The sequence below is a fragment of the Streptomyces sp. ISL-10 genome (genome assembly GCF_018614575.1).
In the GTDB taxonomy this organism is placed as follows: domain Bacteria; phylum Actinomycetota; class Actinomycetes; order Streptomycetales; family Streptomycetaceae; genus Streptomyces.
The window spans coordinates 1-25,514 of sequence record NZ_JAGGOJ010000038.1 but is presented as its reverse complement, the minus strand read 5'-3'; the positions used below and the strand labels follow the sequence as shown (position 1 = coordinate 25,514).

The 25,514-nt window shown below is 72.8% G+C and carries 12 protein-coding genes; 7 read left to right on the top strand and 5 right to left on the bottom strand.

Going from position 1 to position 25,514, the window contains the following annotated elements; translation table 11 throughout:
- Window positions 1-199: 199 nt before the first annotated feature.
- Window positions 200-3,235 carry a BTAD domain-containing putative transcriptional regulator gene (locus J7E88_RS32070; RefSeq protein WP_215186972.1) on the bottom strand — a complete coding sequence of 1,012 codons (3,036 nt, stop codon included), beginning with the start codon at window positions 3,233-3,235 and terminating at the stop codon, window positions 200-202.
- 185 nt (window positions 3,236-3,420) lie between these two features.
- On the bottom strand, window positions 3,421-3,912 hold the full coding sequence (locus J7E88_RS32065; protein WP_251023522.1) for a MarR family winged helix-turn-helix transcriptional regulator: 492 nt from the start codon (window positions 3,910-3,912) through the stop codon (window positions 3,421-3,423).
- A 221-nt stretch (window positions 3,913-4,133) separates the two neighbouring features.
- Between J7E88_RS32065 and J7E88_RS32060 the strand changes: the two genes are divergently transcribed.
- The 6 genes from J7E88_RS32060 (at window position 4,134) to J7E88_RS32035 (ending at window position 20,654) form a co-directional block, all read left to right on the top strand.
- Window positions 4,134-5,480, top strand: a complete 1,347-nt coding sequence (locus tag J7E88_RS32060) for an MFS transporter (RefSeq protein ID WP_308307685.1) — start codon at window positions 4,134-4,136, stop codon at window positions 5,478-5,480.
- Window positions 5,440-16,905 (top strand): non-ribosomal peptide synthetase/type I polyketide synthase, encoded by an 11,466-nt coding sequence (locus tag J7E88_RS32055; RefSeq protein WP_251023521.1) that lies wholly within the window; start codon window positions 5,440-5,442, stop codon window positions 16,903-16,905. Before J7E88_RS32060 ends, J7E88_RS32055 begins: the two co-directional genes overlap by 41 nt.
- Before the next feature lie 98 nt (window positions 16,906-17,003).
- Window positions 17,004-18,011 (top strand): branched-chain amino acid ABC transporter permease, encoded by a 1,008-nt coding sequence (locus J7E88_RS32050; RefSeq protein WP_215186970.1) that lies wholly within the window; start codon window positions 17,004-17,006, stop codon window positions 18,009-18,011.
- Window positions 18,012-18,021: 10 nt separating this feature from the next.
- Entirely contained in the window at window positions 18,022-19,014 is a 993-nt protein-coding gene (locus tag J7E88_RS32045) for a branched-chain amino acid ABC transporter permease (RefSeq protein WP_215186969.1), read from the top strand.
- Complete coding sequence (locus J7E88_RS32040; protein WP_215186968.1) at window positions 19,004-19,900, top strand: ABC transporter ATP-binding protein; 897 nt, start codon at window positions 19,004-19,006, stop codon at window positions 19,898-19,900. The genes J7E88_RS32045 and J7E88_RS32040 overlap by 11 nt, the downstream gene beginning before the upstream one ends.
- Window positions 19,890-20,654 carry an ABC transporter ATP-binding protein gene (locus J7E88_RS32035; RefSeq protein WP_215186967.1) on the top strand — a complete coding sequence of 255 codons (765 nt, stop codon included), beginning with the start codon at window positions 19,890-19,892 and terminating at the stop codon, window positions 20,652-20,654. The genes J7E88_RS32040 and J7E88_RS32035 overlap by 11 nt, the downstream gene beginning before the upstream one ends.
- Window positions 20,655-20,706: 52 nt before the next feature.
- Here the strand turns inward: J7E88_RS32035 and J7E88_RS32030 are convergent, their stop codons facing one another.
- Window positions 20,707-21,969, bottom strand: a complete 1,263-nt coding sequence (locus J7E88_RS32030) for an ABC transporter substrate-binding protein (RefSeq protein WP_215186966.1) — start codon at window positions 21,967-21,969, stop codon at window positions 20,707-20,709.
- A 264-nt stretch (window positions 21,970-22,233) separates the two neighbouring features.
- Here J7E88_RS32030 and J7E88_RS32025 point away from each other — a divergent pair, with 264 nt between their 5' ends.
- Window positions 22,234-23,142, top strand: a complete 909-nt coding sequence (locus J7E88_RS32025; protein WP_215186965.1) for an aminoglycoside phosphotransferase family protein — start codon at window positions 22,234-22,236, stop codon at window positions 23,140-23,142.
- Window positions 23,143-23,284: 142 nt separating this feature from the next.
- Here J7E88_RS32025 and J7E88_RS32020 read toward each other — a convergent pair whose 3' ends face one another.
- Together J7E88_RS32020 and J7E88_RS32015 are read right to left on the bottom strand one after the other, a co-directional pair.
- The gene (locus J7E88_RS32020; RefSeq protein WP_215186964.1) at window positions 23,285-24,286 is read right to left on the bottom strand and encodes an NEW3 domain-containing protein; all 1,002 of its coding nucleotides are present in this window, start codon (window positions 24,284-24,286) and stop codon (window positions 23,285-23,287) included.
- 44 nt (window positions 24,287-24,330) lie between these two features.
- Window positions 24,331-25,514 (bottom strand): Gfo/Idh/MocA family protein (locus J7E88_RS32015; protein ID WP_215186963.1); only part of this gene is annotated, 1,184 nt, incomplete at its 5' end.

Here is a 25,514-nt window from a genome sequence, read left to right as displayed (position 1 = left end):
ACGGCCTCCGGGGTGGGAGGAGCCCTCACCCTCGTAGCCCTGCGGGCACGGGACCCGCGCTGCGTCTGCCAAGAGTCCGAGCAGCTGTGCCACGAGGGCTCTTGGCAGCCTTGCGATCTTCTCCGTAGCCCTGCGGGCACGGGAGGGGCCCCCGGAACGGGACGCCGCGGGGCGGGCGACGATACTGTGCGGACGCTCCCTAGCGGTCCGCCAGCAGCAGTCGAAGCTCCTGCGGAGTGAGGGATCGTTCCTTCCCCGGGCCGGCGGCGCCACCGCTCCTGTCGCACTCGCACCGCACCGTGTCGAGCAGCCGCGTCACCGTGGCCCGCCACGGCTGGGCGCCCACTTCGCCCAGCGCCGCATGGGCCCGCTCGAACCGCGCAGCCGCCGCCGCATAACGGCCGCCGAGCGCCTCGACACAGCCGAGGTCGGTCTCCACCCGCGCATAGAGAAAGCGGTCGGCCAGTTCCTCGGTGATCTCCAGCGCCTGCGTCAGCGTGTGCTCGGCCGTCGTCAGCCGGCCCTGGGTCCACTGCGTCTCGCCCAGCCCGCGCAGCGCATGGGCCTCGCCGACCCGGTCGCCCTCCTTGCGGGACAGTTGCAGCACCTCGTGGAAGGATTCCGCGGCCCGGTCCAGATCGCCCGACCGCAACCGCACTTCGGCCAGCCGGTAGATGCTCTGCGTCACCGCGCGCACCGAGCCTGTCCGCCGGCTCAGCGCGAGTGCGTCGACGGCCAGCGGCAGCGCCCGCTTCACCTCACCGCGGTCCAGCTCGATCTGGGCCACGTAGCCGAGCAGATGGGCCTCGTTGCCGGTGTCGCCGGCCTCGCGGAAACCCTTCAGCGCCGCCCGGCAGTACTGGAGTGCCCGGTGCCAGTCGCCCTGGAAGCGGGCGCACATGGCCAGGTTCCGCTGCGCGAGCGCCGCTCCGGGCACGTCGTCGGTGTCCCCGAGCAGCCGCAGGGCCGCGATGTTCCATCCCTCGGCCTGCTCGTAGCGCCGCTGGTAGATGGCGAGCGAGCCCAGAACCCGAAGCATCGTGGCCTCGCCCCTGCGGTCGCCGCCGCGCCGGGCCGACGACAGCGCGGCCTTGGCGCAGCGCTGCCAGTCCTCCAGGTAGTTCCTGGTCTCGAAGTGGGGCACGGCGCTCTCGGTCAGCGCCCAGGCGTACCGCGCCCGGTCCGTCTCGGCCGCGTGCACCACGACGTCGGGGACGCCTGCGCGCTCGGAGTCGAACCAGTCCAGGGGTGCGGCCAGCAGCTCGTCCGCGGCGCCCCGCAGGAAGGCGGGCGCGGGCTCCGGCGGATGGGCGACCGGGAAGTTGCGTCCGTCGAGCCGACGATGGGCCTCCTCGGCGAGCCAGAGCCAGGCGGCGAAGATCCGGTCCAGCGCCGCATCGCACTCCTCCTGCGTCTCGTCGGCCTCGGCGCGCTCACGGGCGAACAGCTGGAGCAGGTCCTGGAACCGGTAGCGGGCCGCCCGGCCCGGCACCCGGTCGGCCGTCTCCAGCAACTGGGCGTCCACAAGCTGGTCGAGCAGCTGCTCGGCGTGCCACACATCGGTGCCCAGCGCCGCAGCGCCGACCCAGGCCGCGAAGTCCGCGGTGCGCAGCAGCCCGAGCCTGCGGTACATCCGCGCCGCCTCCGGGGACAGATCGCGGTACGTCAACCGGAAGCCTGCCCGCACCCCGCCCTCCGACGGGCTCAGCTCGTCCAGCCGCCGCCGCTGGTCGCTCAGACGCTCCACCAGCCCGCGCACGGTCAGATTGGGCTTGGTGGCCAGCCGCGCCCCGGCGATCCGCAGCGCCAGCGGCAGACAGTCACAGAGCGCGCTCAACTGCTCCAGGGCCACCGGATCGCTGCCGAAGCGGTCGACGCCGGCGATGTTGGTGAGCAAGGTCGTGGCCTCGGCCGGCGCAAGGACGCGCAGTCTGATCCGCAGGGCCGTGTAGTCGCCGGTCACGTCGTCCAGCGCCTCACGGCCGGTGGCGATGACGACACTGCGGCCGCCGCCCGGCAGGAGCGGGCGCAGCTGGGCGAAGGACCGCACGTTGTCGAGGACGATCAGTGCCTTGCGGGTGCTGAGCAGGCTGCGGAAGAGCGCCGCACGCTCGTCCGGCTCCGCCGGGATCTGCGGCGCGGGCGTCCCGAGAGCCCGCAGGAAGCGGTCGAGCACGACGGTGGGGGAGACGGGCGGGTTCTCCTCGTCGTAGCCGCGCAGGTCGGCGAAGAGCTGCCCGTCGGGGAAGCGCTCGGCGGCCTGGCTCGCCCAGTGGACGGCCAGCGCGGTCTTGCCCACCCCGCCGACTCCGACGATCGTCGCGAGCGCGGGTGCGTGCGGCTGGTACGGCTCCTTCAACAGCCGGTCGAGCAGGGCCAGCTCCTCCTGGCGGCCGGTGAATCTCATGACATCGGCGGGGAGTTGCGCCGGTGTGGTCGGCACATGAGCGGGGGTGGTCTGCACCGGGACCCCGGCGGAGGGGGCCGCGGAGACCGGACGGGTCAGCTCCGGCGAGTCGTGCAGGATCAGTTCGTGCAGCTGCTGGAGCGCGGGACCGGGCTCGATGCCCAGCTCCTCGTTCATCAGGCGGCGGCCCTGACGGAACACCTCCAGCGCCTCGGCGCGCTGCCCCGAGCGGTACAGCGCCAGCATCAGGTGCTCGCGCGACTGCTCGCGCAGCGGGTGCCGGGCGACCAGTTCGCCCAGTTCCCCGGTCAGCACCCGGTGGCGCCCCAGCTCCAGCATCAGCCCGGCGCGCTCCTCGATCAGATCGAGCCGCAGGTGTTCCAGCCGCGCCGCCTCGGCCTCGATGCGCTCCCCGGGCAGTTCGTCGAGTGCCGCGCCCCGCCACTTGCTGAGTGCCTCCTCCAGCAGGGCGCAGGCCTCCTCGGCCCGGCCGTGCCGTGCGGCGTTCCGGCCGCGCTCGGCCTCCCGCAGGAATTCCACGACGTCGATGCGGTGCGCGCCCTGGACGAGCACGTAGCCCGGCGCAGAGGTGAGCAGGAGTTCGCTCTCCCCGGCCTCCTTGAACGTCTTGCGCAGCGTCGCGACGCAGATCGCGATCTGGTTGCGGGCCGTCGCCGGCGGGGACTCGGGCCAGACGGCGTCCACCAGTGTGTCGACGGAAACGATCCGGTCCGCCGAGAGGAGCAGCATCGCGAGAACGGTGGACTGCCGCCTGCCCTTGATGCGCACCGGCTCGCCGTCGGCCTGAACGAGCAGTGGCCCCAGCATTCTGAAGACGAACTGATTCACTGGTCCCCCCGGCCTGTGACCTTAAGGCAGGCCGGTAACGGTACAACAAGGAAGTCGCCCTGGTGAGAGGGCAGTCGCCGCGCGACCGGGGTCGATTTCCGGCCAAGTGTGGGCCGTGGGGAATACGTGCCGGGACGGCGCGGGGCCGGGTGTCATCGCCGCCGTCAGGACCGGGCGTGCGGAACGACGGCTCCCAGCGCGAGCGACAGCTCGCGCAACACCTCGGTGGTCCTGCGGAACTCCTCCTCGCCGCCCAGCTCCGTGCACAGCCGGCGTGCCAGTTCGGCGTGGCCCGCGTCGATCTCGCGCAGAACAGCCTCGCCCCGGTCGGTGGCCACGAGAAGGCGGGCGCGCCGGTGTGCGGGGTTGGGGCGGTAGTCGGCAAGCCCCTGCTCCACCAGCAGATCGGCGATGCGCTGCACGCTCTGGCGGGTGATGCCCAGCAGGCGGGCCGTGCCGGAGACGGACTGCGGCCCGTCCCCGACCGCGCCGAGCACCTGCCACTGGGCGGCACTCAGCCCGGACGGCACCGTCAACCGGTCCAGCAGAGCGCCGAACCTGCCGTTGAGGTGGAAGACGGCCAGGGCGGAGCGGCTGAACGCGTCGACGGAGCTCATGCCGTCGCGGGTGCTGCCACCGGATGTCGCGACGCGCATAACGGCCCCCTCCGCCGGCAGTCGACACGGTGTATGTCCGTCGGTCCGCCACCCGGCGTGTTCCGGCCAGGCGTTGCTGCACCGTACATGCGTCCGACACCGGTGTCCATGAGGTCCCGGCACGCAAGCCCGTGGCGCACGAAAGCCCTCGACACATCCGGCCCGGCATGGCTACGGTTCCCGGGCGGCGGATGATCCGCGGTACTCGGGGGAGTAGTGAAGTGACCGGTGCGAGTGGGCAGTTCCGCTGCCTGGTGTCCGCATACGCCGTCTCCTCCTACGGCTCCTACCTCAACCTCATCGCGCTGAGCCTGTTCTCCTACGAGGTCACGGGCAGCGCGCTCGGCATCGGCGCGCTCATGGCGCTGCGTCTGTTCGCCGGCATGCTGGCCGGACTGGCTGCCGGCGCGCTGGCCACACGAGCGGGCCGCCGGGCCCTGATGGTCTCCGCGGACATCGCGCAGGCCGTGGCCATGGCCGTCCTCGCGCTGGCCGCGCCGCACACATCGGCGGCGCTGCTCGCCTGCGCGGTCGTGGTCCTGGGCGCGGGGAACACGCTGTTCACCGTCGCTCTGCGCAGCGCGGTGCCGGTGATGGTGGGTCACGAGGAGCGCGTACGCGCCAATGGCCTGCTCGTCACGGTGCGGTCCTTCGCCACCGTGCTCGGCTTCGCGTCGGCGGCTCCCGTCATCGGCTTCTGCGGCTACTCGGCCGCCTTCGCGATCAACGGCGTGAGCTTTCTGGTGTCCGCGGCGGCACTTCTCCTCCTGCGGCCACGCACCGACGGCGAGGAGCCGGACGCGTCGGCGGCGGCCCGAACGGAAGCCACCGGCGGCCAGGAGCCGGACGCGTCGGCGGCGGCCCGAACCGAGGCCACCGGCGCCGCGAGCGGTATGCGCGGTCTGCGCGGACTGTCCGCGCTGCTGATCGGAATGATCCTCCTGAGAGGCGCCGACGCCCTGGCGTCGTCCTCGCACAACGTGGCCCTGCCGGTGGCCGCCGGCGCAGCATCACCGGACAACCCGGCCCTGTTCATGACCCAGTTCTGGGCCGCCTGGGCCGTCGGCACGCTGCTCGCCCACCAAGTGCTGGGGCGCCGCGCGGACGCCGGCGCGGCGGCGGGCGAACGTGCCTTCGCGGTGGGCACCTGCGCCATGTCCCTCTTCTTCGTCCTGGCGTTCACCGGACTGCCCGGACCGGCGCTGGTGGCCGTGGCTCTGGGGGCCGGCCTCGCGGACGGCTGCACCGAGATCGTCTACACCTCGCGGCTGCAGGCGGTCCCCGACCGACAGCGCAGCCGGCTGTTCGGACTGTCCGCCACGGTGGAGACATCGGGGTTCACGCTCGGGACCGTGGCCGCCGCCGCGTCCCTCGAATCGCTGCCCGCCCTCGTCGTGGTGGGCGCGTTCCACGGAACGGCCGTCTTCGGGGCACTGGCCCTGCTCCTGTTCCTCGCCGTGCGGGGCGGTACCGCCCCGCGACGGACACGACCCACAACAGGTGCGACACAAGGAGGAGAGACCACGCATGGAGCGCGGACGGGGACAGGCAGTCTGCCGGGGGCCTGAGCCGGAGTTCACCGACGACGACCCGCGGGACGCGGTCCAGGCGCTGCTGCGCGCCGCGGACCGGGCCCGGGACGCGGCGGTCGTCACCGTCGGGCCCGACGGAGGCACGACCCGGCAGACCTACCCCGAGCTGCTGTTACGCGCCCGCGGACTGCTCACCGGTCTGCGCGGGAACGGCCTGCGCCCCGGCGACGCACTCGTGCTGTGCGGACTTCCCCTCGACGAGTTCTTCCCTGCCTTCTGGGCCGCTGTGCTCGGCGGTGCCCGGCCCGTTGCCGTCGCGGAACGCCCCGGCGAGAACCCCGCGGCCCTCGAACGGGTGCGTCACACCTGCGACCTGCTGGACGGGCCGCTCGTGCTCAGCGACGCCGCCGGAGCCGAGGCGCTGCGCCGGGCCGCCCCCGAGCTGCGCGTCGCGGTCGCGGCCGACTGCCTGCGCGCGAACCCCGCCTACGACCACGTGGAACCCGCCGCCACCGACACCGCCCTCCTGATGCTCTCGTCGGGCAGCACGGGCAGGCCCAAGGCGGCGCAGCTCACGCACGGCGGGCTCGCGGACTTCGCCGCGAGCAGCCGGCGGATCCTCGACGTCCGCCCCGGCCACACGACCGTCAACTGGCTGCCCGTGGATCACAGCGGCGCGTTTCTCCTGTACCACGTGCTCGCGGTCTTCACCGGGTGCACCAACGTCCACGTTCCCACCGGAGCCGTTGTCGCGGAGCCACTGCGCTGGCTGGATCTGATCGCCGAGCACCGCGCCGAGCACAGCTGGGCGCCCACGTTCGCCTACCAGTTGGTCGCCGACGCGCTCGCCGAGCGGCCCCACGGCGGCAGACGGCTCGACCACCTGCGCACCCTGGTGTGCGGTGGCGAGCAGATCACCCTGCCGGTGATGCGGCGCTTCCTGGCTGCCACCACTGCGTACGGCATCCGGGAGGAGCACATCGTGCCGGCGTGGGGGATGGCCGAGACGGTCACCGCCATCACCTACGGCAGGCTCGACCGGCCCGGCGCAGTGCACCGCATCCTCAGGAGCAGCCTCGACGGGGAACTGACGCCCGCCGCGGAACACACTCCGGATGAGGACTGCGTCACCTTCGTCGCCGTCGGCTCACCCGCGCACGGCGCCACGCTGCGGCTCGTCGACGACACCGGGGAACCGGTTCCGCAGGGGCGGATCGGCAGGCTGCAGGTGCGCTCCACAGCGCGCGTCACGTCCGGCTACATCCGCGACCCGGAGGCCGACGCGGCGGCCTTCCCCGCGGAACCCGGCTGGCTCGACACCGGGGACCTGGCCTTCTTCGCGGAAGGGCAGGTGGTCGTCACGGGCAGACGCAAGGACGTGATCATCCTCAACGGTCACAACGTCCACTGCCACGAGGTGGAGGACGCCGCCTCCGCCGTCGGCGGCGTCCGCACCGGGGACGTTGCGGCGTGCGGAATCCCCGATCCGGACAGCGGGACCGAGACTCTCGCGGTGTTCTTCGTGAGCCGGGGCGAGCGTGAGGACGCGCGCATCGCACGGGAGCTCAGGTCGGTGCTGTACGCCCGTCTGCGGCTCACTGCCTCCCATGTCGTGCCGGTTCCCGCGGAGGAGTTTCCAAGGACCCCCGCGGGCAAGGTGCGGCGAGGGGAGCTGCGCGATCGGGCGGCCGCCGGCGCATCCGCACCCGCCGCCGAACCCGTCCTCGCGCCGCCCGGGGACCTCCCGTCGGCCGTGCAGGAGGAGATCACCGCGCTCCTCGGACGGCCGGTGCCCGCGCACGTGCCGTTCTACGAACTGGGCCTGAACTCCGTGATGCTCGTCCGGCTGCGCGCCCGCCTGGAGGAACGGTTCGGCACCGACATCCCGCAGACCGCGCTCTTCGAACACCCCACCGCCGCCGCGCTCGCCGCCCACCTGGCCGCCGCCGCCGAGAAGCCCGGGCGGACGGCTGCCGACAGCGCCTCGCACGCGGCGGCGGACCGCCGTATCGCCGTCATCGGCATGTCCGCGCGCTTCCCCGGGGCGGACTCGACCGCGCAGTTCTGGGCGAACCTGCGCGACGGCGTGGACAGCGTCCGCCGCTTCACCGCCGACGACCTCGCGGCAGCAGGGCTCTCGCCGCAGCAGGCGCAGGCCGTGGACCGGGTTCCCGTCGCCGGAGTGCTCGACGGCATCGAGGAGTTCGACGCCGACTTCTTCGGGGTGAGCCCCAAGGAGGCGGCCCTCACCCACCCGGCCCACCGGCTGTTCCTCGAATGCTGCCACGAGGCGCTGGAGGACGGCGGTTACGCGGCGAGGCAACCGGGCACACGGGTCGGGGTGTTCGCAGGGTCCGGGATGAACCTCTACGGCCACCAGCACCCGCCCGTCGCCTCCCGCGACGACGGCGACCCGGCCACCGGCATGCAGACGGCCATCGGACAGCAGCCGGACTTCCTCGCCACCCGGGTCGCCTACCGGCTCGGCCTCGAAGGCCCCGCCGTCGGCGTCCAGACCGCGTGCTCGACCTCGCTGGTCGCCGTGCACCTCGCGGTCCAGGCACTGCTGACATCAGACGCGGACCTGGCCCTGGCGGGCGCCGCCGCCGTGCACACGCCGCAGGAGACCGGCTACCGCAGCCACCCCGGATCGATCCTCTCGCCCACCGGGCGCTGCCGCGCCTTCGACGCGGACGCCGACGGCACCGTGGGCGGCAACGGCGTGGCCGCCGTGCTCCTCAAGCGGCTCGACCGGGCCCTCGCCGACGGGGACACCGTCCACGCGGTCATCCTCGGCTCGGCGGTCAACAACGACGGGGCCGGCAAGGTCGGGTTCAGCGCGCCGGGTGTCGCGGGCCAGGCCGATGTCGTACGGCAGGCGTTGCACCGGGCAGCCGTCCCCGCGGACACCGTCTCGTACGTCGAGGCGCATGGCACGGGCACACCGCTCGGTGACCCGGTGGAGCTGGAGGCGCTGGCCCGCGCCCTCGGCGAGAACACCGACCGCACGGGTTTCTGCACCGTGGGCTCGGTGAAACCTGCCATCGGGCACCTCGACAGCTGCGCCGGCATGGCCGGCCTGATCAAGACCGTGCTGATGCTCGAACACCGCACGCTGGTTCCGACGCTCCACCTCGACCGGCCCAACGCCGAACTGCGCCTGGCCCACGGCCCCTTGGTCCTCGGTACGCGGACCGAGCCCTGGCGGCCGCCGAACGGCGCGCCGCGCAGGGCGGGAGTCAGCGCGCTCGGCGTCGGCGGCACCAACGCCCATGTGATCCTCGAAGAGGCCCCCGAGCGCCCCGCACCCCCCGCCACGACTCCTTCGGATGAACCGGTCGAACCGGTCGAACCTGTCCTCGTACCGCTGTCCGCGCGCGATACCGAGGCGCTGGCCGAGTCCGCCACCCGTCTGCGCGACCACCTGCTCGCCCACCCCCGGATCGCGCCCGCCGACGTGGCCGCGACGCTGGCGCTCGGCCGGCCGCACCGGGAGGCGCGCACCGCCGTCGTGTGCAGGACGGCCCACGACCTCGTCCGAGCGCTGGAACGGCCACCCGCCCAGGGCGCGCCCCTCGGCCCCGTCGCCTTCGCCTACAGCGGCCAGGGCAGCGCCCGCCGTGGCATGGCGCGCGGCATCTGGGACGCGTATCCCGAGGCCCGCCGTGTGCTCGAACGCTGCGAGCGGATCCACGCCGACGAGTTCGGCGGCACGCTGCTGCCCCTGCTGCTCGACGAGGGCGCGGCGGACGACGCCACGGCGGACGACATCACTGCGGACGACATCACGGCCGGCGGCGGCATCTGGCCCACCGACACGGCCCAGCCCGCCCTGTTCGCCCACCACATGGCGCTCACCGAGCTCTGGCGCGCATTCGGCGTGCGCCCCGCCCTGGTCCTCGGACACAGCGTCGGCGAGTACGCGGCCCTGTGCGCGGCGGGTGCCCTGTCCCTGGAGGACGGTCTGCGGCTCACCGCACGGCGCGGCAGGCTCATGCACGAGGCCGCGGCACCGGGCGGGATGCTCGCCGTGCGTACGGACGCGGCGACCGCCGAGCGGATCGCGTACGCCGCCGGCGCCGAACCGGCCGCCTTCAACGGGCCCCGCGCCCAGGTGATCTCCGGACCGCGGGAGGCACTGGAAGAGGCGGTGCGCCTCCTCGGCAAGGAGGACATACCGTGGCGGGCCCTGCCCGTCGACCGGGCATTCCATTCGGCCGGGCTGGACGAGGCGGTACGTGCGTTTCGCGCACACGCCGAGAGGACGGCGTACGCGCCGCTGCACACTCCGCTCGCGTCGGGACTCGACGGCGAGGCGCGCCCCGTCGGCTGGAGGGTCGACGCCGAGTACCTCTGCCGCCAGGCGCGGCAGCCGGTCCGGTTCGCCCTGGCGGTGGCCGCCGCGTCCGGCCTGCGGTGCGCCGACTTCCTGGAGATCGGCGCGGGCAGCACGCTGACGGGTCTGGGCAGGCACTGCGCACCCGGGAGCCGCTGGTACGGCAGCCAGGGCCAGGACGCCGAGCAGTTGACCGGAATGCTGGAGACCCTCGCGGAGCTGTACCGAGGAGGGGCCTCGCTCGACTGGCAAACCGTCAGCAGGGGCGGCGGCAGGATCCCCCTGCCCGGCCATCCGCTGCGGCGGCGAAGGGTCGCCGCAATGCCCGCGACGCCGGCGGCCGGACCTGCGGCCGGAGCCGGGCAGGCTGCCGCCCCATCCGTGGATGTCACTGCGGCTCCGGACGAACTGCTGGATCAGATACGGCGTTTGACCGCGGAGAAGCTGGGGGCCGAGGTCGCCGACACCGCGCCCGACACCTCGTTCTTCGCGCTCGGCGCCGACTCGCTCGCCCTGATGGGGATGGTGGCGGAGCTGGAGCGCCGTCACGGGGTGCGTGTCCGGGTGCGGGACCTGTTCTCGGACGCGGACACCCCGCGGAAGCTGGCGGCCCACGTGGCCGGCCTGCGCGGCGGAACGGCGGCCGAGCCTGCCGTGCAGCCGCCGGTCACAGGGCCCGGGGTACAGCTGCCCGTCGCGGCCGAGCCCGCTGTGCAGCCGCCCGCCGCAGAGCTCGTGATGCAGCCGCCCGTCACAGCCGGGCCCGCGGTACAGCCGCCTGCCCCGGCGCCGGGCTCGCCGCCTGCCCCGGCGCCGGGCTCGCCGCCTGCCCCGGCGCCGGCGCCTGCCGGAGACGAGAGCCTGCACCAGCTGTTCACGCAGCAGATACGGCTCGCCGAGAACCTGGTGGAGCAGGTGACCGGTCTGCTCACCCGCCAACTGGACGCTCTTGCCGGGGCTCAGCCGACCCCGGCCGTAGGACCTGCCCCGGCCGCAGAACCGGCTCCAGCCGTGCATCCTGCCCCCGCCGTACGACCCGCCCCTGCCGTACAGCCGACACACGCCCTACGACCGCAACCCACCGCACGACCCGCCCCCGGGGCACAGCCGACTCCGGCCGTACCACCGGACCCGGCCGTGAAAACGGCTCCCGCCGTGCAACCGGCCCCCGCCGCACCGCCGTTCGGCGCGCGCGGCGACGTCCCGTCGGCCACCGGAGCGGAACCGGAGCGGGTGCACCGGGCAGAGCCCGAGCCGGCACGGGCGGCCCCCGTAACCCAGCCCGGGCCGGCGCACTGCGACGTCAGCCTGTACTTCTTCGGCGACTACCCGGAGGAGGCCCACGACGACAAGTACGCGCTGATCACGGAGGCGGCCGAGTTCGCGGACCGGCACGGCTTCCACGCCCTGTGGTTCCCCGAACGGCACTTCAACTCCTTCGGCGCACTGTTCCCCAACCCCTCTGTCCTCGCCGCCGCGCTGGCCGCCCGCACCGAGCGGATCCGGCTGCACGCGGGCTCCGTCGTCCTGCCGCTGCACCACCCGATCCGCGTCGCGGAGGAGTGGTCGGTGGTCGACAACCTCTCGGGCGGCCGCGCCGGTCTGTGCTTCGCGAGCGGCTGGCACGCCAAGGACTTCGCCCTGGCCCCGGAGAACTACGGCCGGCACCGCGAGGTCATGTACGAGCGGCTGGAGGACGTCCGCCGCCTGTGGTCGGGGCAGCCGCTCCCGGTGACCGCAGGGGACGGCACGGCGACCGAGGTCAGGCTGCACCCACGCCCCCTCCAGGAGCAGCCGCCGCTGTACGTCGCCGTGGTGGGCAACCCGGACAGCTACCGGCAGGCAGCCGCCCGCGACCTGGGTGTGGTCACCAACCTGATGGCGCAGACCGTCGAGCAGCTCGCGGACAACATCGCCCTGTACCGCCGCACCCGCGCCGAGCACGGACTCGACCCGGCGGCAGGCCGTGTCGTGGTCCTCGTGCACACGTATCTCGGCGACGACGCGGAGCAGGCACGTGCCGAGGCCTACCGTCCTTTCGTGGCCTACCTGCGCTCCTCGCTGTCCCTCTTCGACCAGGTCACGAACAGCCTCGGCTTCGAAGTGGACCTGGAGAACACACCCGAGGAGGACGTGGAGTTCCTGCTCGGGCGGGCCTACGCGCGGTACTGCGACTCCCGGGCCCTGATCGGCGACGAGAACGCGGCGGCCGGGACGGTACGCCGCCTGGTGGACGCCGGAGCCGACGAGATCGCCTGTTTCGTCGACTTCGGCGTCCCGGCACAGCGGGTGCTGGCCGCGCTGCCCGTCCTCGACCGGCTCCGGCGACGGCTGCGCGGGACGGCCGGGACCCGCACCGGCGGCAACGAGCCGCGGATGCCGCTGACGCCCGCCCAGCGGCGCATCTGGTTCCTCGAACAGCTGCACCCGGGCACGAGCATGTACCACGAGCCCAAGGCCGTCCGGCTCGACGGACCGCTGAACACAGAAGCGCTGCGGTGGGCGCTGCAGCAGGTGGCTGACCGCCACCCTGCGCTGCGCACCGTGTTCAGGGAGGCGGACGGTGCCCCCTGCCAGGAGGTCCGCCCGCACGTGCGGCTCGACTGCCCGGTGGCCGACCACACCGGGGAGACCGAGGAGTCCGCGCTGCGGGCCGTCCTGGAGACCGAGGGCCGCCGCACCTTCGACCTCGGTGAGGGGCCGCTGCTCTCGGCCCGCCTGCTGAGGCTCGCGCACGACCGGCATGTGCTCTTCCTGCTCGCCCACCACATCGTCTTCGACTCGTCCTCCACCGCCGTCCTCACCCGCGACCTCGCCGCCTTCTACCGCGCCTGGCCGCACCACGGCGATGCCGCGCCGGAGCTGCCGCCGCTGACCGCCCTGCCCACCGGTGCGCCCGACCCCGCACGGGCCGCCGAGGCCCTGGCGTACTGGCGGCGCGAGCTGAGCGGTGTCCCGGAGACGGCCCTGCCCACCGACCGTCCCCGGCCCCCCGTCAGATCTGGCGAGGGAGCCCACCTCAGCCATGAACTGGACGCCGAACTCACCAGCGGCCTGCGGCGGTTGGCGGCCGACCACCGCGCCACCCTCTTCATGGTGCTCATCAGCGCGATCGGCGCCGTGCTCGGCAGGTTCGGCGGACAGCAGGACGTCGTGGTCGGCACCGCCGTCGCCGCCAGGCCGACCGGAGCCGAACACCACATCGGGCTGTTCCTCGACACGGTGCCGCTGCGCCTGGACCTGTCCGGTGACCCGGACTTCGGCGAACTGCTGCGGCGGGTACGGGAGAGCAGCACCGCCGCCTTCGAGCACCGCGACGTCCCCTTCGACGAACTCGTCGGCGCCCTCAACCCGCAGCGCGACCCGGGCCGCAACCCCCTCTTCCAGGTGCTGGTCGAGTACGAGAACGAGGGCGAGGTGACGTTCGACCCGCCGCGGGTCACCGCCACGCTGCTCGACATGCCCAGTGCCCGTGCGCCTTTCGACCTCACGGTCTACCTGACGCACCACCGCGAGGGCGTGCGGTGCGCGGTCGAGTACGACACCGCCCTCTTCGACGATTCCACGGTGCGCAGGCTCCTCGCCGCCACGGAGAGCGTGCTGCGCAGGACGCTGGAGCAGGGCGGCGCCGCCCTGTCCCAACTGACCGCCCCCACCGACGCGGACCGCACCGCACTGGCCCGCCTCGGCCGCCTGGAGGATCCCCTTCCGGCGCACGCCGACACCCTGCACGGGCTGTTCGAGGCGCAGGCGCGGCAGACCCCGGATGCGGTCGCGCTCGTCCACGGCGACGAGCGGGTGGACTACGCGGAACTCGACCGGCGAGCCGACCGCCTGGCCCGGCGGCTGAGGGCGAGGGGAGCGGGACGCGGCGAGCGCGTGGCGGTGCTGCTGCCGCGCGGTCCGGAGCTGATCACGGCGCTGCTCGGAGTGCTCAAGAGCGGCGCCGCGTACCTGCCGCTCGACGTCCTCGCGCCCACGGCCCGGCTGGAGCTGCTCCTCGGCGACGGCACACCGGCACTGGTGCTCACCACGGCAGCCCTGCTCGACCGGCACCCGGGCCTTGGGGCATGGCCCGTGCACCTCGTGGGCGGACCGGACACGGCAGCCGGGGACGAGGACGACGTCCCCGACGGCACAGGATCCGTCCCGCACGAGGGGCCACGCCCACAGGACCCCGCGTACTGCATCTACACCTCGGGCTCCACCGGCCGCCCCAAGGGCGTCGTCGTACCGCACCGCGGCCCGGCCGGCCTCGTACGCGGCCACCTGGCACAGCACCCCGCCCTGCGCACCCTGCAGTGGACCTCGCCCGCCTTCGACGTCAGCGTGCAGGAGATCTTCACCACCCTGGCGGCCGGGGCGGAGCTCGTCCTCATCGACGACGACGTACGGCTCGATCCGGCCGCGGTCTGCGACGCCGTGCGCCGCCACGCTGTTGAGCGGATCTTCATGCCCTGCACCCCGCTCAGGTACCTGATGGAGACCGGCCCCGAACTGCCGTCCCTGCGCGAGCTGTTCTCGGCCGGTGAGTCGCTGGAGCTCACCGCGTCCTTCCGCCGCTTCCTCGCCACGCACCCGCAGTGCGCGCTGTACAACCAGTACGGCCCCACCGAGACGTCGATCATCGTCACCTCGCACCGGGTCGACCCCACCGGAGAGGAGCGGCCTCCCATCGGGACCCCGGTCCCGGGAGCCCGTATCCGGCTCCTCGACCCGGCGGGGCGACCCGTGCCGCTCGGCGCGATGGGGGAGATCCATGTGGGCGGCACACCGGTCTCGTACGGATACCACGCACGCCCCGAGGAGACGGCCGCGGCTTTCGTCACCGACGAGACGGGCGCGCGCCTGTACCGGACGGGCGACCTCGGCCGCTGGCGCGCCGACGGTGCGCTGGCCTACCACGGCCGCGTCGACGACCAGGTCAAGATCCGGGGCCACCGGGTCGAACCGGCCGAGGTCCAGGTCGTCCTGAACGCCCGCGCGGAGGTCGTCGAGGCCGCCGTCGTCGCCCGGCGGGACCAGGCCGGAGAAGCCGAACTCGTCGCCTACGTCGTCCCGGTGGAACCGGAAGCCGACCTCGGGCGGCTGCGCGGTGCTCTGGCCGCGGAAGTCCCCGATCACCTGGTGCCGCGCCACTGGGTCCGTATGCGCAGGCTGCCGGTCAACGCCTCCGGCAAGCTGGACCGGGAGCGGCTGCCCGCACCGGGTGACGCAGCGCCGCTGGCGGGCGCCGAGCCCGCCACATGGCTGGAGAAGGAGCTGCACGAGCTGTGGTGCGGCGAACTCGGCCTGCCGCATGCGTCCGTGACACGGTCCTTCTTCGAACTGGGCGGGCATTCCCTGAGCGCGATCCGGCTGCTGAACCGGATGTCGGTGCGACTCGGGATCGAGCTGGGCATGGCCGAGTTCTTCCCGGCCCCTACGATCCAGGCGGTCGCGGCGCGGTTCGAGGCGGACACGCCGGGGGCGGACGCACGCCTCCCGCAGCCGCCCGCGCCCAAGGCGGAGGGCCCTGCCCGCCCGACGGCGAAGGCGACGGAAGCGGTCGCGGTTAGGACGTCAACCGAGACGGCGACGGAAGCCGCCGCGGCTCGGACGGTGACGGCAGGCATCGTGCCCCGGACGGAAACGAACAGCCCTGCCCGCCCGACGGCAACGGAGACGGCGACGGAAGCGGTCGCGGTCCCGACGGCAACCGAGACGGCGACGGAAGCCGCCGCGGTGACGGAGTCGGCAGCCACCACGCCCGTCGCCCTGCCGCACGACGACGCAGCCGCCACACCCGTCGCGGACAGCGTCCCCATGACGTCCGCGCTGCGCCGACTGTGGCGGCGCCACCACGAGCGCACCGACCCCGGCGTCTACAACGTCGCACACCGCATCGACCTCCACGGCGCCCTCGACCCGGACGCCCTGACTCAGGCGCTGGAGGACCTGGTTGACCGGCACGAGGCGCTGCGCAGCCGGGCCGTGCACCGCGACGGCGAGCATCTCGTCGAGGTGCTCACCGAGGTGCCCGTGGACGTCGGGGTCACCGACCTGACGGCGTACGCCGGCGACGCGGTCCGCGTCGAGCGCTGGTGCCAGGACCAAGCGTCCGAACCGTTCGCACTGGACACCGCCCCGCTGTTCCGCTTCCGGCTCGGCCGGCTCGGCCCGGACCGCTGGGTGCTGGTGGCCGTACTGCACCATGCCGTCTGCGACGGCTGGTCCATGGGCATCCTCTGGCACGACCTTGAGAAGCTCTACAACGCCCGCAGCGAAGGCTCCGCCCCCGCTCTCGCGGCGCCGTCGGCACAGTTCACCGACGTCGCCCGCGCCGAGCACCGGCTCGCCGACATGCGCCGGGAGGAGCTGGAACGGTTCTGGCGCGCGGAGCTCGCGGGCCTGCCGCTGAAACCGGACCTGCCCTGCGACCGGCCGCGGCCCGCCGTGCCGTCCGGCCGCGGCGCCCTGCACACATGGACGGTCGGCGGCGTCGTGCCGGGCCGGGTGGCCGGGACGGCCGAGCAGCTGGGCGTCACCCCGTACGCGGTCCTCGCGGCCGCCTTCGCCACCTGGACGGCCCGGCTGTGCGGGCGCACGGACGACGTCGTCCTCGCGGCCTCCAGCGCCAACCGCACCCGGCCGGAGCGGGAGGGCGTGGTCGGGCTGCTGGGCGACGCCGTGCTCCTGCGCGCCCGCCTGTCCGAGGCCCCGGTGTTCGCGGATCTGGTGACGCGGCTCGGCTCGACCCTCTTCACCGCCCTCGACCACCAGGAGCTGCCGCTGACCGAGGTCGTGCGGCTCCTCTCGCCCGAGACGGCCGAAGGGCTTTTCCCCACGGTGCTGTTCACGGTGGTCACGACGCCGCCACCGGCCCTCTGCCTTCGAGGGGTTTCCGCCACGGTCCGCGGCCTGCCCACCCGAGCCGTCGCCCGCAACGAGCTCTACGCCGTCCTCCTGCCCCGCGGTGACGCCATCGACATCACCTTCGAGTACGCGACCGACCTCTTCGACGCGGCGACGGTCCGCGCCTGGAGCGCGGACTTCACCGCGCTGCTGGAGCAGGTCACGGCGAAGCCGTCGACCCCGGTCGCGGAGCTGCTGCGCCCGCCCGGGGGGAGGGAGGGCACCTGCTGAGCGCCCCGCCTTCGACCGCCTGAACAGGTCTGCGCCGGCACCCCGACACGCGCCTACACTGAGCGCATCGGGGTGCTTGCGAGAGACCGGACCGGACCGTGCGGCATCAGCGGTTGTTCGTGGCGGCACTCGCCCTGTTCCTCACCGTCCTGCCGGCGGCCGGCAGCGCGGCAGCGGACAGCGCGCAGGGCGAGGAGGTCCCACACGGCCCCGGTTTCGGTGCGCGGGCCCTTCAGGCACTGATCGACGGAATCCAGTTCGGTGTCATCATCGCGATCACCGCCGTCGGTCTGTCCCTGATCTTCGGCACCATCCACCTGATCAACTTCGCGCACGGCGAGCTCGTCACCATCGGCGCCACGTCCGCCTTCTTCCTGAACGTCTCGCCGGCGGGCCCCGGCTGGCACCTGGTCCCCGCCGCCCTCGCCGCCGTGGCCTTCGGCGCCCTGCTGGGCGCGGCGATCGACCGCGGCGTCTGGCGCCCGCTGCGGGCCCGCGGCACCGGGCTGATCAACATGTTCATCGTCACGATCGGCCTGTCCCTGCTGCTGCGGCACATCGTGCTCGTGCTCTACGGAGCCCGCCCCGGCTCCTACGCCCAGTACGACATCCAGCAGGCGATCGACCTCGGCCCGGCCGGCATCACACCCCGGGACCTCACCGTCACCGTGCTGTCCCTGCTGACGCTGCTCGGCGTCGCGGCACTGCTGCAACGGACCCGGATCGGCACCGCGATCCGTGCGGTCTCCGGCAACCGCGACCTCGCCGAGGCCTCCGGCATCGACGTGCAGCGCGTCGTGCTCGTCGTCTGGATGCTCGGCGGAGCGCTCGCCGCCCTGGGCGGGGTCTTCTTCGGACTGGTGGAGGTCATCACCTGGGACATGGGATTCAAACTGCTGCTGCTCATGTTCGCCGGGGTGATCCTCGGTGGTCTCGGCAACGCGTACGGCGCGATGGCCGGCAGCCTCGTCATCGGCGTCGTCGCGCAGATGTCCACCCTGTGGTTCCCGGTCGACCTGCAGTACGCATGGGCCCTGCTCGCCCTGATCATCGTTCTGCTGGTGCGGCCGCAGGGCATCCTCGGCCGGGCCGAGCGCATCGGGTGAGGGGCGCGCCGTGGACTTCTCCGTGATCCTCTCCGACGCGATCCGCTCCGGCATCGGTCCCATCGCCGCGATCTACGCGATCGCAGCCCTCGGTCTCAACCTGCACTTCGGCTACACGGGGCTGCTCAACTTCGGCCAGGTCGGTTTCATGCTCGTCGGCGGCTACGGACTAGCCATCACCGTGGTGACGTGGGGCGGTTCGATGTGGCTCGGCATCCTGGTCGGGCTCGCCTCCGCGCTCGTCCTGGCGCTGCTGCTCGGCCTGCCCACCCTGCGGCTGCGCGCCGACTACCTCGCCATCACCACGATCGCCGCCGGGGAGACGCTGCGGCTGTTCTACCGCTCCAGCTGGGCCGAGCCCACCACGGGCGGGGTGTTCGGCCTCCAGCGCTTCGCGGGCGACTTCTACGACCTCAATCCGATCCCGCCGGGCCGCTACGGCGTGTGGAAGGTCGAGTTCACCGCCCGGGACCTGTGGGTGCTGATCGTCGCCTGGGCTCTGGTCGTCATGATCGCGGCCCTCCTCGCCCTGCTCCTGCACAGCCCCTGGGGCCGTGTCGTCCGTTCCGTGCGCGAGGACGAGACAGCCGTACGCAGCCTGGGCAAGAACGTCTACGCGTACAAGATGCAGAGCCTGGTCATCGGCGGCGTGATCGGGGCTGTCGCCGGGATCCTGCAGGCGATCCATGTGCAGTCGGTGAGCGCGGACAGCTACGACCCGGCCGTCACCTTCTTCCTCTACACGCTGCTGGTGCTGGGCGGCGCCGGGCGGATCCTGGGGCCGGTCGTCGGCTCGGTCCTGTTCTGGTTCGTCCTCACCTTCCTCGACAGCGCTCTGCGCCAGGCCATCGGCACCGGGGCCGTACCGTCCGACGTGATCAGCACGTCGGAGGTCGGCGCCGTGCGCTTCGCCCTGGTCGGGCTCGCCCTCGTCCTGCTCGTGGCGTTCCGCCCGCAGGGGATCCTCGGGAGCCGGAAGGAGATGCTGCTCAGTGGCCGCTGAGAACCGCAGCCCCGCCACGCCCGGCGGCCCCCGTGCCGCGGGCGCGCAGGCCGTCGCGGCCGAACCCGGTGTGCGCAAGCCCGACGCGCTGCTCGTCCTGGACGAGGTGCGCCGCAGCTTCGGCGGCCTCGCCGCCGTGCATGTCGATCACCTGGAGGTGCAGCGCGGCACCATCACGGCGCTCATCGGTCCCAACGGCGCGGGCAAGACCACGCTGTTCAACCTGGTCAGCGGCTTCGACCGGGCCGACGGCGGCCGGTGGTCCTTCGACGGGCAGGCCCTTGCCGGCCGCCCCGCCCACCGGATCGCCCGCAGCGGACTGGTGCGCACCTTCCAGTTGACCCGCACGCTCGCCCGGCTCACCGTGCTGGAGAACCTGCTGCTCGCCGCGACTCAGCAGCGCGGCGAGCGGCTGCTGCCCGCGCTGCTGCCACCGCTGTGGCGGGGGCAGGAACGGGAGAACGAGGCCAGGGCCGATGACCTGCTGGACCGTTTCCGTCTCGCCCCGCTGCGCGACGACTTCGCGGGCACGCTCTCCGGCGGGCAGCGCAAACTGCTCGAACTCGCCCGCGCGCTGATGGCCCGCCCGCGGATGGTGCTGCTCGACGAGCCCATGGCCGGGGTGAACCCCGCGCTGACCCAGTCCCTGCTCGGCCACATCACCCAACTGCGCGACGACGGCCTGACGGTGTGCTTCGTCGAGCACGACATGGACGTGGTGATGGGAATCAGCGACTGGGTGGCGGTCATGGCGGGCGGCCGCCTGGTGGCGGAGGGCCCGCCGGCCGCGATCGGCCGGAACGCGGCCGTGGTGGACGCCTACCTCGGCAAACACCACGACGAACCCGAAGCCACCGGCGAGGAGGCTGAGCCCCGTGACACCTGACCGCACCACACAGCCGCGCCCGAACGGGGCGCCACCCGTGCTGGCGGCCGAGGACGTCGTCGCCGGCTACCTGCCCGGCGTCGACGTACTGCGCGGCTGCAGCGTCGAGGTCGGGCCCGGCGAACTGGTCGGCGTGATCGGCCCCAACGGCGCCGGGAAGTCGACCCTCGCCAAGGCCGTCTTCGGACTGCTGCGCATCCGCGGCGGCTCCGTGCGGCTGCACGGCGAGGACGTCACCGGTCGGCCCGCTCACGAACTGGTCCGAAGGGGCGTCGGATACGTTCCACAACTGCAGAACGTCTTCCCCGCGCTCACCGTCGAGGAGAACCTGCGCATGGGCACGTACCTGCGCCCCAGGGCCTACGCCGCGCGGGCCCGGGCGGTCGAGGAGATCTTCCCGGTCCTGGCCGACCGCCGGAAGCAGAAGGCGGGTTCCATGTCCGGCGGAGAGCGGCAGATGCTCGCGATGGCCCGCGCGCTGATGACCGAGCCGCGGCTGCTGCTGCTCGACGAGCCCTCGGCCGGCCTCTCACCGCGCTACCAGGACCAGGTGTTCGACCGCGTCAAGGAGATCAACGGCGCGGGCGTCGCGGTGCTCATGGTCGAGCAGAACGCCCGCAGGTGTCTGCAGATCTGCGCCCGTGGCTACGTCCTCGACCAGGGCCGCAACGCGTACACCGGCACCGGCGCGGATCTGCTCCGCGACGCGAAGGTGATCGAGCTCTATCTCGGCACCCTCGCCCGCGTCCGCTGACACCTGCGACCACACGTCCTCTGCGGACTCTCACGACCTTCCGGTGTGTTCCTCACTCCTCGCCCCGGCTCACCTCCGTGCGCACGGTCTGCAGCTTGCCCTGATCGTCGTACGTGTAGACCTCGATCGTCGCCTGGCCGGGCTCACCGGCGTCGGTGAACTCGAGCGGGCCGCTCACACCGTCGTAGTCGATGTCCTTGCCGTCGGCCAGCAGCTCCCTGCACGCGGCGAAGGACGTGCACTTGTCACCGTCCTTGGTGACACCGACCATCTCCTCGGCGAAGGTGCCGGGGTCGTCCGACTTCGCCTTCTCGGCGGCGAGCGCGATCGTCGTCACGCAGTCGAAGACCTGCGGCGCGAACTGCAGCTCCTTCAGCTCCGGCGCGAACGCCCTGAGCTGCTTGACGTACTCGGCGTTGGACGCCGATGCCGGCGCCGTGCCCTTCATGCCTGCCAGCCGTTCGGGGTTCTTCGGCGCGACCAGTGAGGGCAGTTCCGCGCTGCGCAGGCCGTCGGCTCCGTAGACACCGATCTGCTGCGGCCCCACCCCGGCCTCGATGAGTCCTTGCAGGATCTGTGCGCCCTCCTCGAACGAGATCACCACGACGGCGTCCGGGTTCGCATTCCTGACCTGCTGCACGAGCTGGTCGTAGTTCGTCGCCTTCGGGTCGTACGTCTCGGCGACCGCGACCTCCGTGCCGCCCTTCTCCAGAGCGTCCCTCGTGGACTCCAGCAGCCCGCGCCCGTAGTCGTCGGCCCGCGCGACCAGCGCCACCCGGTCGTGGCCGTCGCCCTGGACGACGTCGGCCAGCACCGGCGCCTGCAGCACGTCGCTCGGCGCGGTGCGGAAGTAGAAGCCGCCGTCGTCGTAGTCGGTGAAGGTCGGTGCCGTGTTGGACCCGGAGCACTGGACGACGCCGGCCCCGGTCACGCGATCGATGAACGCCAGCGACATCCCGGACGCCGCGGCACCGATGATCGCGTCCACTCCGCTCGCCAGCACGCGGTCCGCCGACTGCGCCGCCACGGCCTCCTGGCCTGCCTCGTCACCCGAGACCACCGCGGGGACAGGCTTGGCGAGAACTCCGCCCGCGTCGTTGATCACCTTGATCGCGAACTTCATCGACTGGATCTGGGGAGGTCCGAGAAAGGCCAGCTGACCGGTCTCCGGCAGGACGTACCCGAGTTTGAGTTCGCCGTCCTCCTCGCGGGCCACCGCGGCCGATGCGCCTCCACCGCCGCTCGAACCGCAGGCGGCCACCAAAAGCGCGGCCGCGCCCAGGAAGGTCGCGGACCGCCGTATCGACGTGTGCATGTCCGCCTCCCTCAGTAGAGGCTGTGTTTTTGTTAAAGAATAAACCGCAGGGAGCCCGTCGGTGCCGCCCGATCCGTCCGAACTCCCTGGTCGACGATGTACTCAAGGGAGAGCGGCCCCCCGGCTCCGGCGGGTGGTGGCCGATCGTGTCCGGCGCGCGGAAATGCCGTCGCTGCGGACCGGAGCCGCTCGTTAGACTCCCGCTCCCGGCGGCCGTGACGCGTACACGGACGCCGTTACTGATGAACCCCTCCGAGGAGGTCCATGTCCGGCATGAAGACGCATGCCGACGAGGTCGACATCGACGCGTCACTCGTCGGCCGGCTGGTCGCCGCGCAGTTCCCCCGCTGGGCGCACCTGTCCGTCACGAAGGTCCCCTCCGCGGGCACCGACAACGCCATGTACCGGCTGGGGGACGACCTGGTCGTCCGCCTGCCCCGCATTCCCGGCGCGGAGCGACAGGTCGACAAGGAGCAGCGCTGGCTGCCCTTCCTCGCCCCGCGTCTTCCGCTGGCCGTGCCGGTACCCCTCGGCAAGGGCGTTCCCGGCGAGGGGTACGAGCTGCCCTGGTCGGTCTACCGATGGCTCGACGGCGCGAACGCGTTCGACGAGCCGGTTGCCGATCTCGCGCACACCGCCGTGGAGTTGGGCCGGTTCGGCGCGGCCCTGCGCACGGTCGACGCCGCCGGCGGTCCGGCGTCCTTCCGCGGCGGCCCGGTCCGTACGGGCGATGACGAGGTCCGGGCGGCCATCAGCGACTTGGGCGCGGACGGCACGGTGGACGCCGACGCGGCGACGGCGGCCTGGGAGGAGGTCCTGCGGCTGCCCCAGTGGACGGGCGATCCCGTATGGGTCCACAGCGACCTCCTGCCGGGCAACCTGCTCGTCAGGGAGGGCAGGCTCAGCGCCGTCATCGACTTCGGCTGCGTGGGCGTCGGGGATCCCGCCTGCGACATGATGGCCGCCTGGACCCTGCTCACCGCCGGGACCCGGGGCCTGTTCCGCGAGGCGGCCGAGGTGGACGACGCCACCTGGGCACGCGGCCGCGGCTGGGCGCTGTCCTGGGGGCTGGTCACGGAGCACTGCTACCGGGTCAAGAACCCCGTGCTCGCCACCGTGGGCCGCCGCGCGATGCGCGAAGCCCTGGCGGAGTACCAGGCCGCGGCGGGCTGAGACGACAAGGCGTCACCGCAGCCGGTGCGCCGCCGGCCCCCGGGCAGGACGTCAAGCCGCGGTGACCACGCAGCAGCCGATGAACGCCGGCCGGCGGAGGGGCTTCACTCCGCCGGCCGGCCGTACCGTGTGGACCCTGGTGCTACGGGGCGACCGCCATGTCGAACAGGTGGACGCCTGCGTTGGCCGGCAGCACGACCACCTCGACCGTCTTCGCGGGATCGAGCGGGATCGAGTTGGCGAAGACGCGGTAGGCGATGCCCGCGTTGCCGTAGCCGTCGGGCCGGTTGCGGCCGTTCGTCGACTCCACCAGCGTCGCGCCGTGCTCCGTGGCCTCCTGGAAGGACCAGTTGGGGAAGCCCACCGCGCCACTGGTGCCGGACCCGTCGGTGTAGATCACCGTGGCCGTGCCGGTGGCCCCGGTGGTGACGCCCGAGCCGAGGAAAACCAGCCGGCTGCCCTTGCCGTCGAGACGCACGGCCTGTCCGGTGCTCGCCGCGTTGTTCTTGGTGCCCGGGGCGGCGGACGGCCAGGTCAGCCGGGCTCCCAGTGCGGTCACGGCCGCTCCGGGCGTGAGCCCGACGTCCGCCAGCTTCTGCGCGGAGAAGCTGTTGCCCTCACCGTCGTAGTCACCTGGCCCGGTGTTGTTCTCGTCGGTGATGCCGACGTTGTTGTACGCGTCCGCCAGGCGGGCCAGGACCGGACCGGAGCGCTGCACCCGGGTGCCCGTGGCAGTGCCCTCGCCGTCGCCGCCCTCATAGGTGGCGGTGGCGGTGAAGGTGCGCATCGTGAAGCCGGAGCGGGGCTCCGGCACCTGGATCCTGAACTCCGCCGTGGCGTCGGCGCCCGGTGCGTACGAGCCGTCGACGCTGCGCAGTGCGGGCTGCACCGCCCACCCGGCGGGACCTTCGAAGGCCACCTTGAGGCGTCGCATGCGGTCCGGCCCCGCGTTGGTGACGGTGACCTTGACCGCCGAGATGGCCGGGCCGTTCAGATCGACGGGGGAGATGGCCACCTCGGTGTGAGCCGCGGGTGGCCGCTCCTCGGCGGCCGGTGCCGCGGCCGCGGGGGCACCGGTGAACGCCACGGTCGACACCGCCAGGGCGGCCACGGCTCTTCGGGGCGCGGTCAGAAGCAGGAACATCGCTGCTCGCTCCTTGTCTGAAGGGGACGGGGAAGGGCGGAAGGTCACACCGGCGGCATCTCGGTCATGCGCGAGTCGAGCCCGCCGCGCAGGTTCACCCAGGCGCCCCGCGTGAAGTCGGGCATCGCCACGGGCCTGCCCTTGCGTTCCAGGGACATGACGCTCAGCGGGACCGGCGAACACCAGGCCGCCGAGTCGTACACATCGATGTCCGGCACCAGACCGGCCCGCATCTGCTGCACCGTGCGCCACTGCAGGACGTAGTCCATGCCGCCGTGGCCGCCGTTGTTCGCGGCGTCGTCACCGATCTTCTCCCAGAGCCAGTGGTCGAACTCCTTGCGGTACTGCAGGAAGTCACGCCATGCGTGTCCGCCGTGGTCGGGCTCGAAGTAGACCCGGCCGCCGGTGGAGGACGTGCCCGCGTAGTCCTCGAAGATGCCGCGGCTGCCCGCGATCGTGTTGATCCGGCTGTAAGGGCGGGGTGAGCTGACGTCGTGCTCGGCCCGGATCGTCCGGCCCTGGGCGGTCTCGATCATGCACGTGACGAGGTCGCCGTTGATGTACGTCTCGTTCCAGGAGGGGTGCTCCCTGGGAACGAATCGCTCGCGGTAGTCGGCCAGCCCCTTCGGGGCGGTGGCGGTGGCGCGCAGCGTCGTCATCCGGTCGCCGCGGTTGATGTCCATCGCCGCCGCGATCGGCGCGAGTCCGTGCATGGCGTAGAAGGACGCCGTGCTGCGGGTGTGCCACAGGCGGCGCCAGGAGTCCGTGTAGTACGTGTTGGAGAAGAGCAGGGCGCGCAGATCGTGCAGGTAGCCGCCGTGCCCGTTGGTTATGTCGCCGAACACGCCTTCGTGCGCCATCTTGAGCATCGCCAGCTCGTTGCGCCCGTACGAGCAGTTCTCGGCGAGCATCAGATGCCGGCGGGTCCGCTCGCAGGTGTCGACCAGGTCCCACAGCTCGTCGAGCCCGGTGGCGATGGGGAGTTCGACGATGACGTGCTTGCCCGCGAGCAGTGCGGCCCGGCCCTGCTCGTAGTGGAACTCCCATGGCGTCGCGATGTACACGAGGTCGATGTCGTCGCGTCCCAGCATCTCGGCGTGCGCATCGGCGGTGCCGCCGTACTCGGCGGGGCGGGGCTTGCCCGCCTTGACCAGGTCGTCCGCGACACGCTTCGCGCGATCGGCGCGGATGTCGCAGACGGCGGTCACCCGGCAGCCGGGAACGGCGG

Bases quoted from the DNA above. Each gene is read 5' to 3' on its own strand.
- J7E88_RS32070 (WP_215186972.1), bottom strand. From the start codon at position 3,235: ATGCTGGGGCCACTGCTCGTTCAGGCCGACGGCGAGCCGGTGCGCATC.
- J7E88_RS32065 (WP_251023522.1), bottom strand. From the start codon at position 3,912: ATGCGCGTCGCGACATCCGGTGGCAGCACCCGCGACGGCATGAGCTCC.
- J7E88_RS32055 (WP_251023521.1), top strand. From the start codon at position 5,440: ATGGAGCGCGGACGGGGACAGGCAGTCTGCCGGGGGCCTGAGCCGGAG.
- J7E88_RS32030 (WP_215186966.1), bottom strand. From the start codon at position 21,969: ATGCACACGTCGATACGGCGGTCCGCGACCTTCCTGGGCGCGGCCGCG.
- J7E88_RS32025 (WP_215186965.1), top strand. From the start codon at position 22,234: ATGTCCGGCATGAAGACGCATGCCGACGAGGTCGACATCGACGCGTCA.
- J7E88_RS32020 (WP_215186964.1), bottom strand. From the start codon at position 24,286: ATGTTCCTGCTTCTGACCGCGCCCCGAAGAGCCGTGGCCGCCCTGGCG.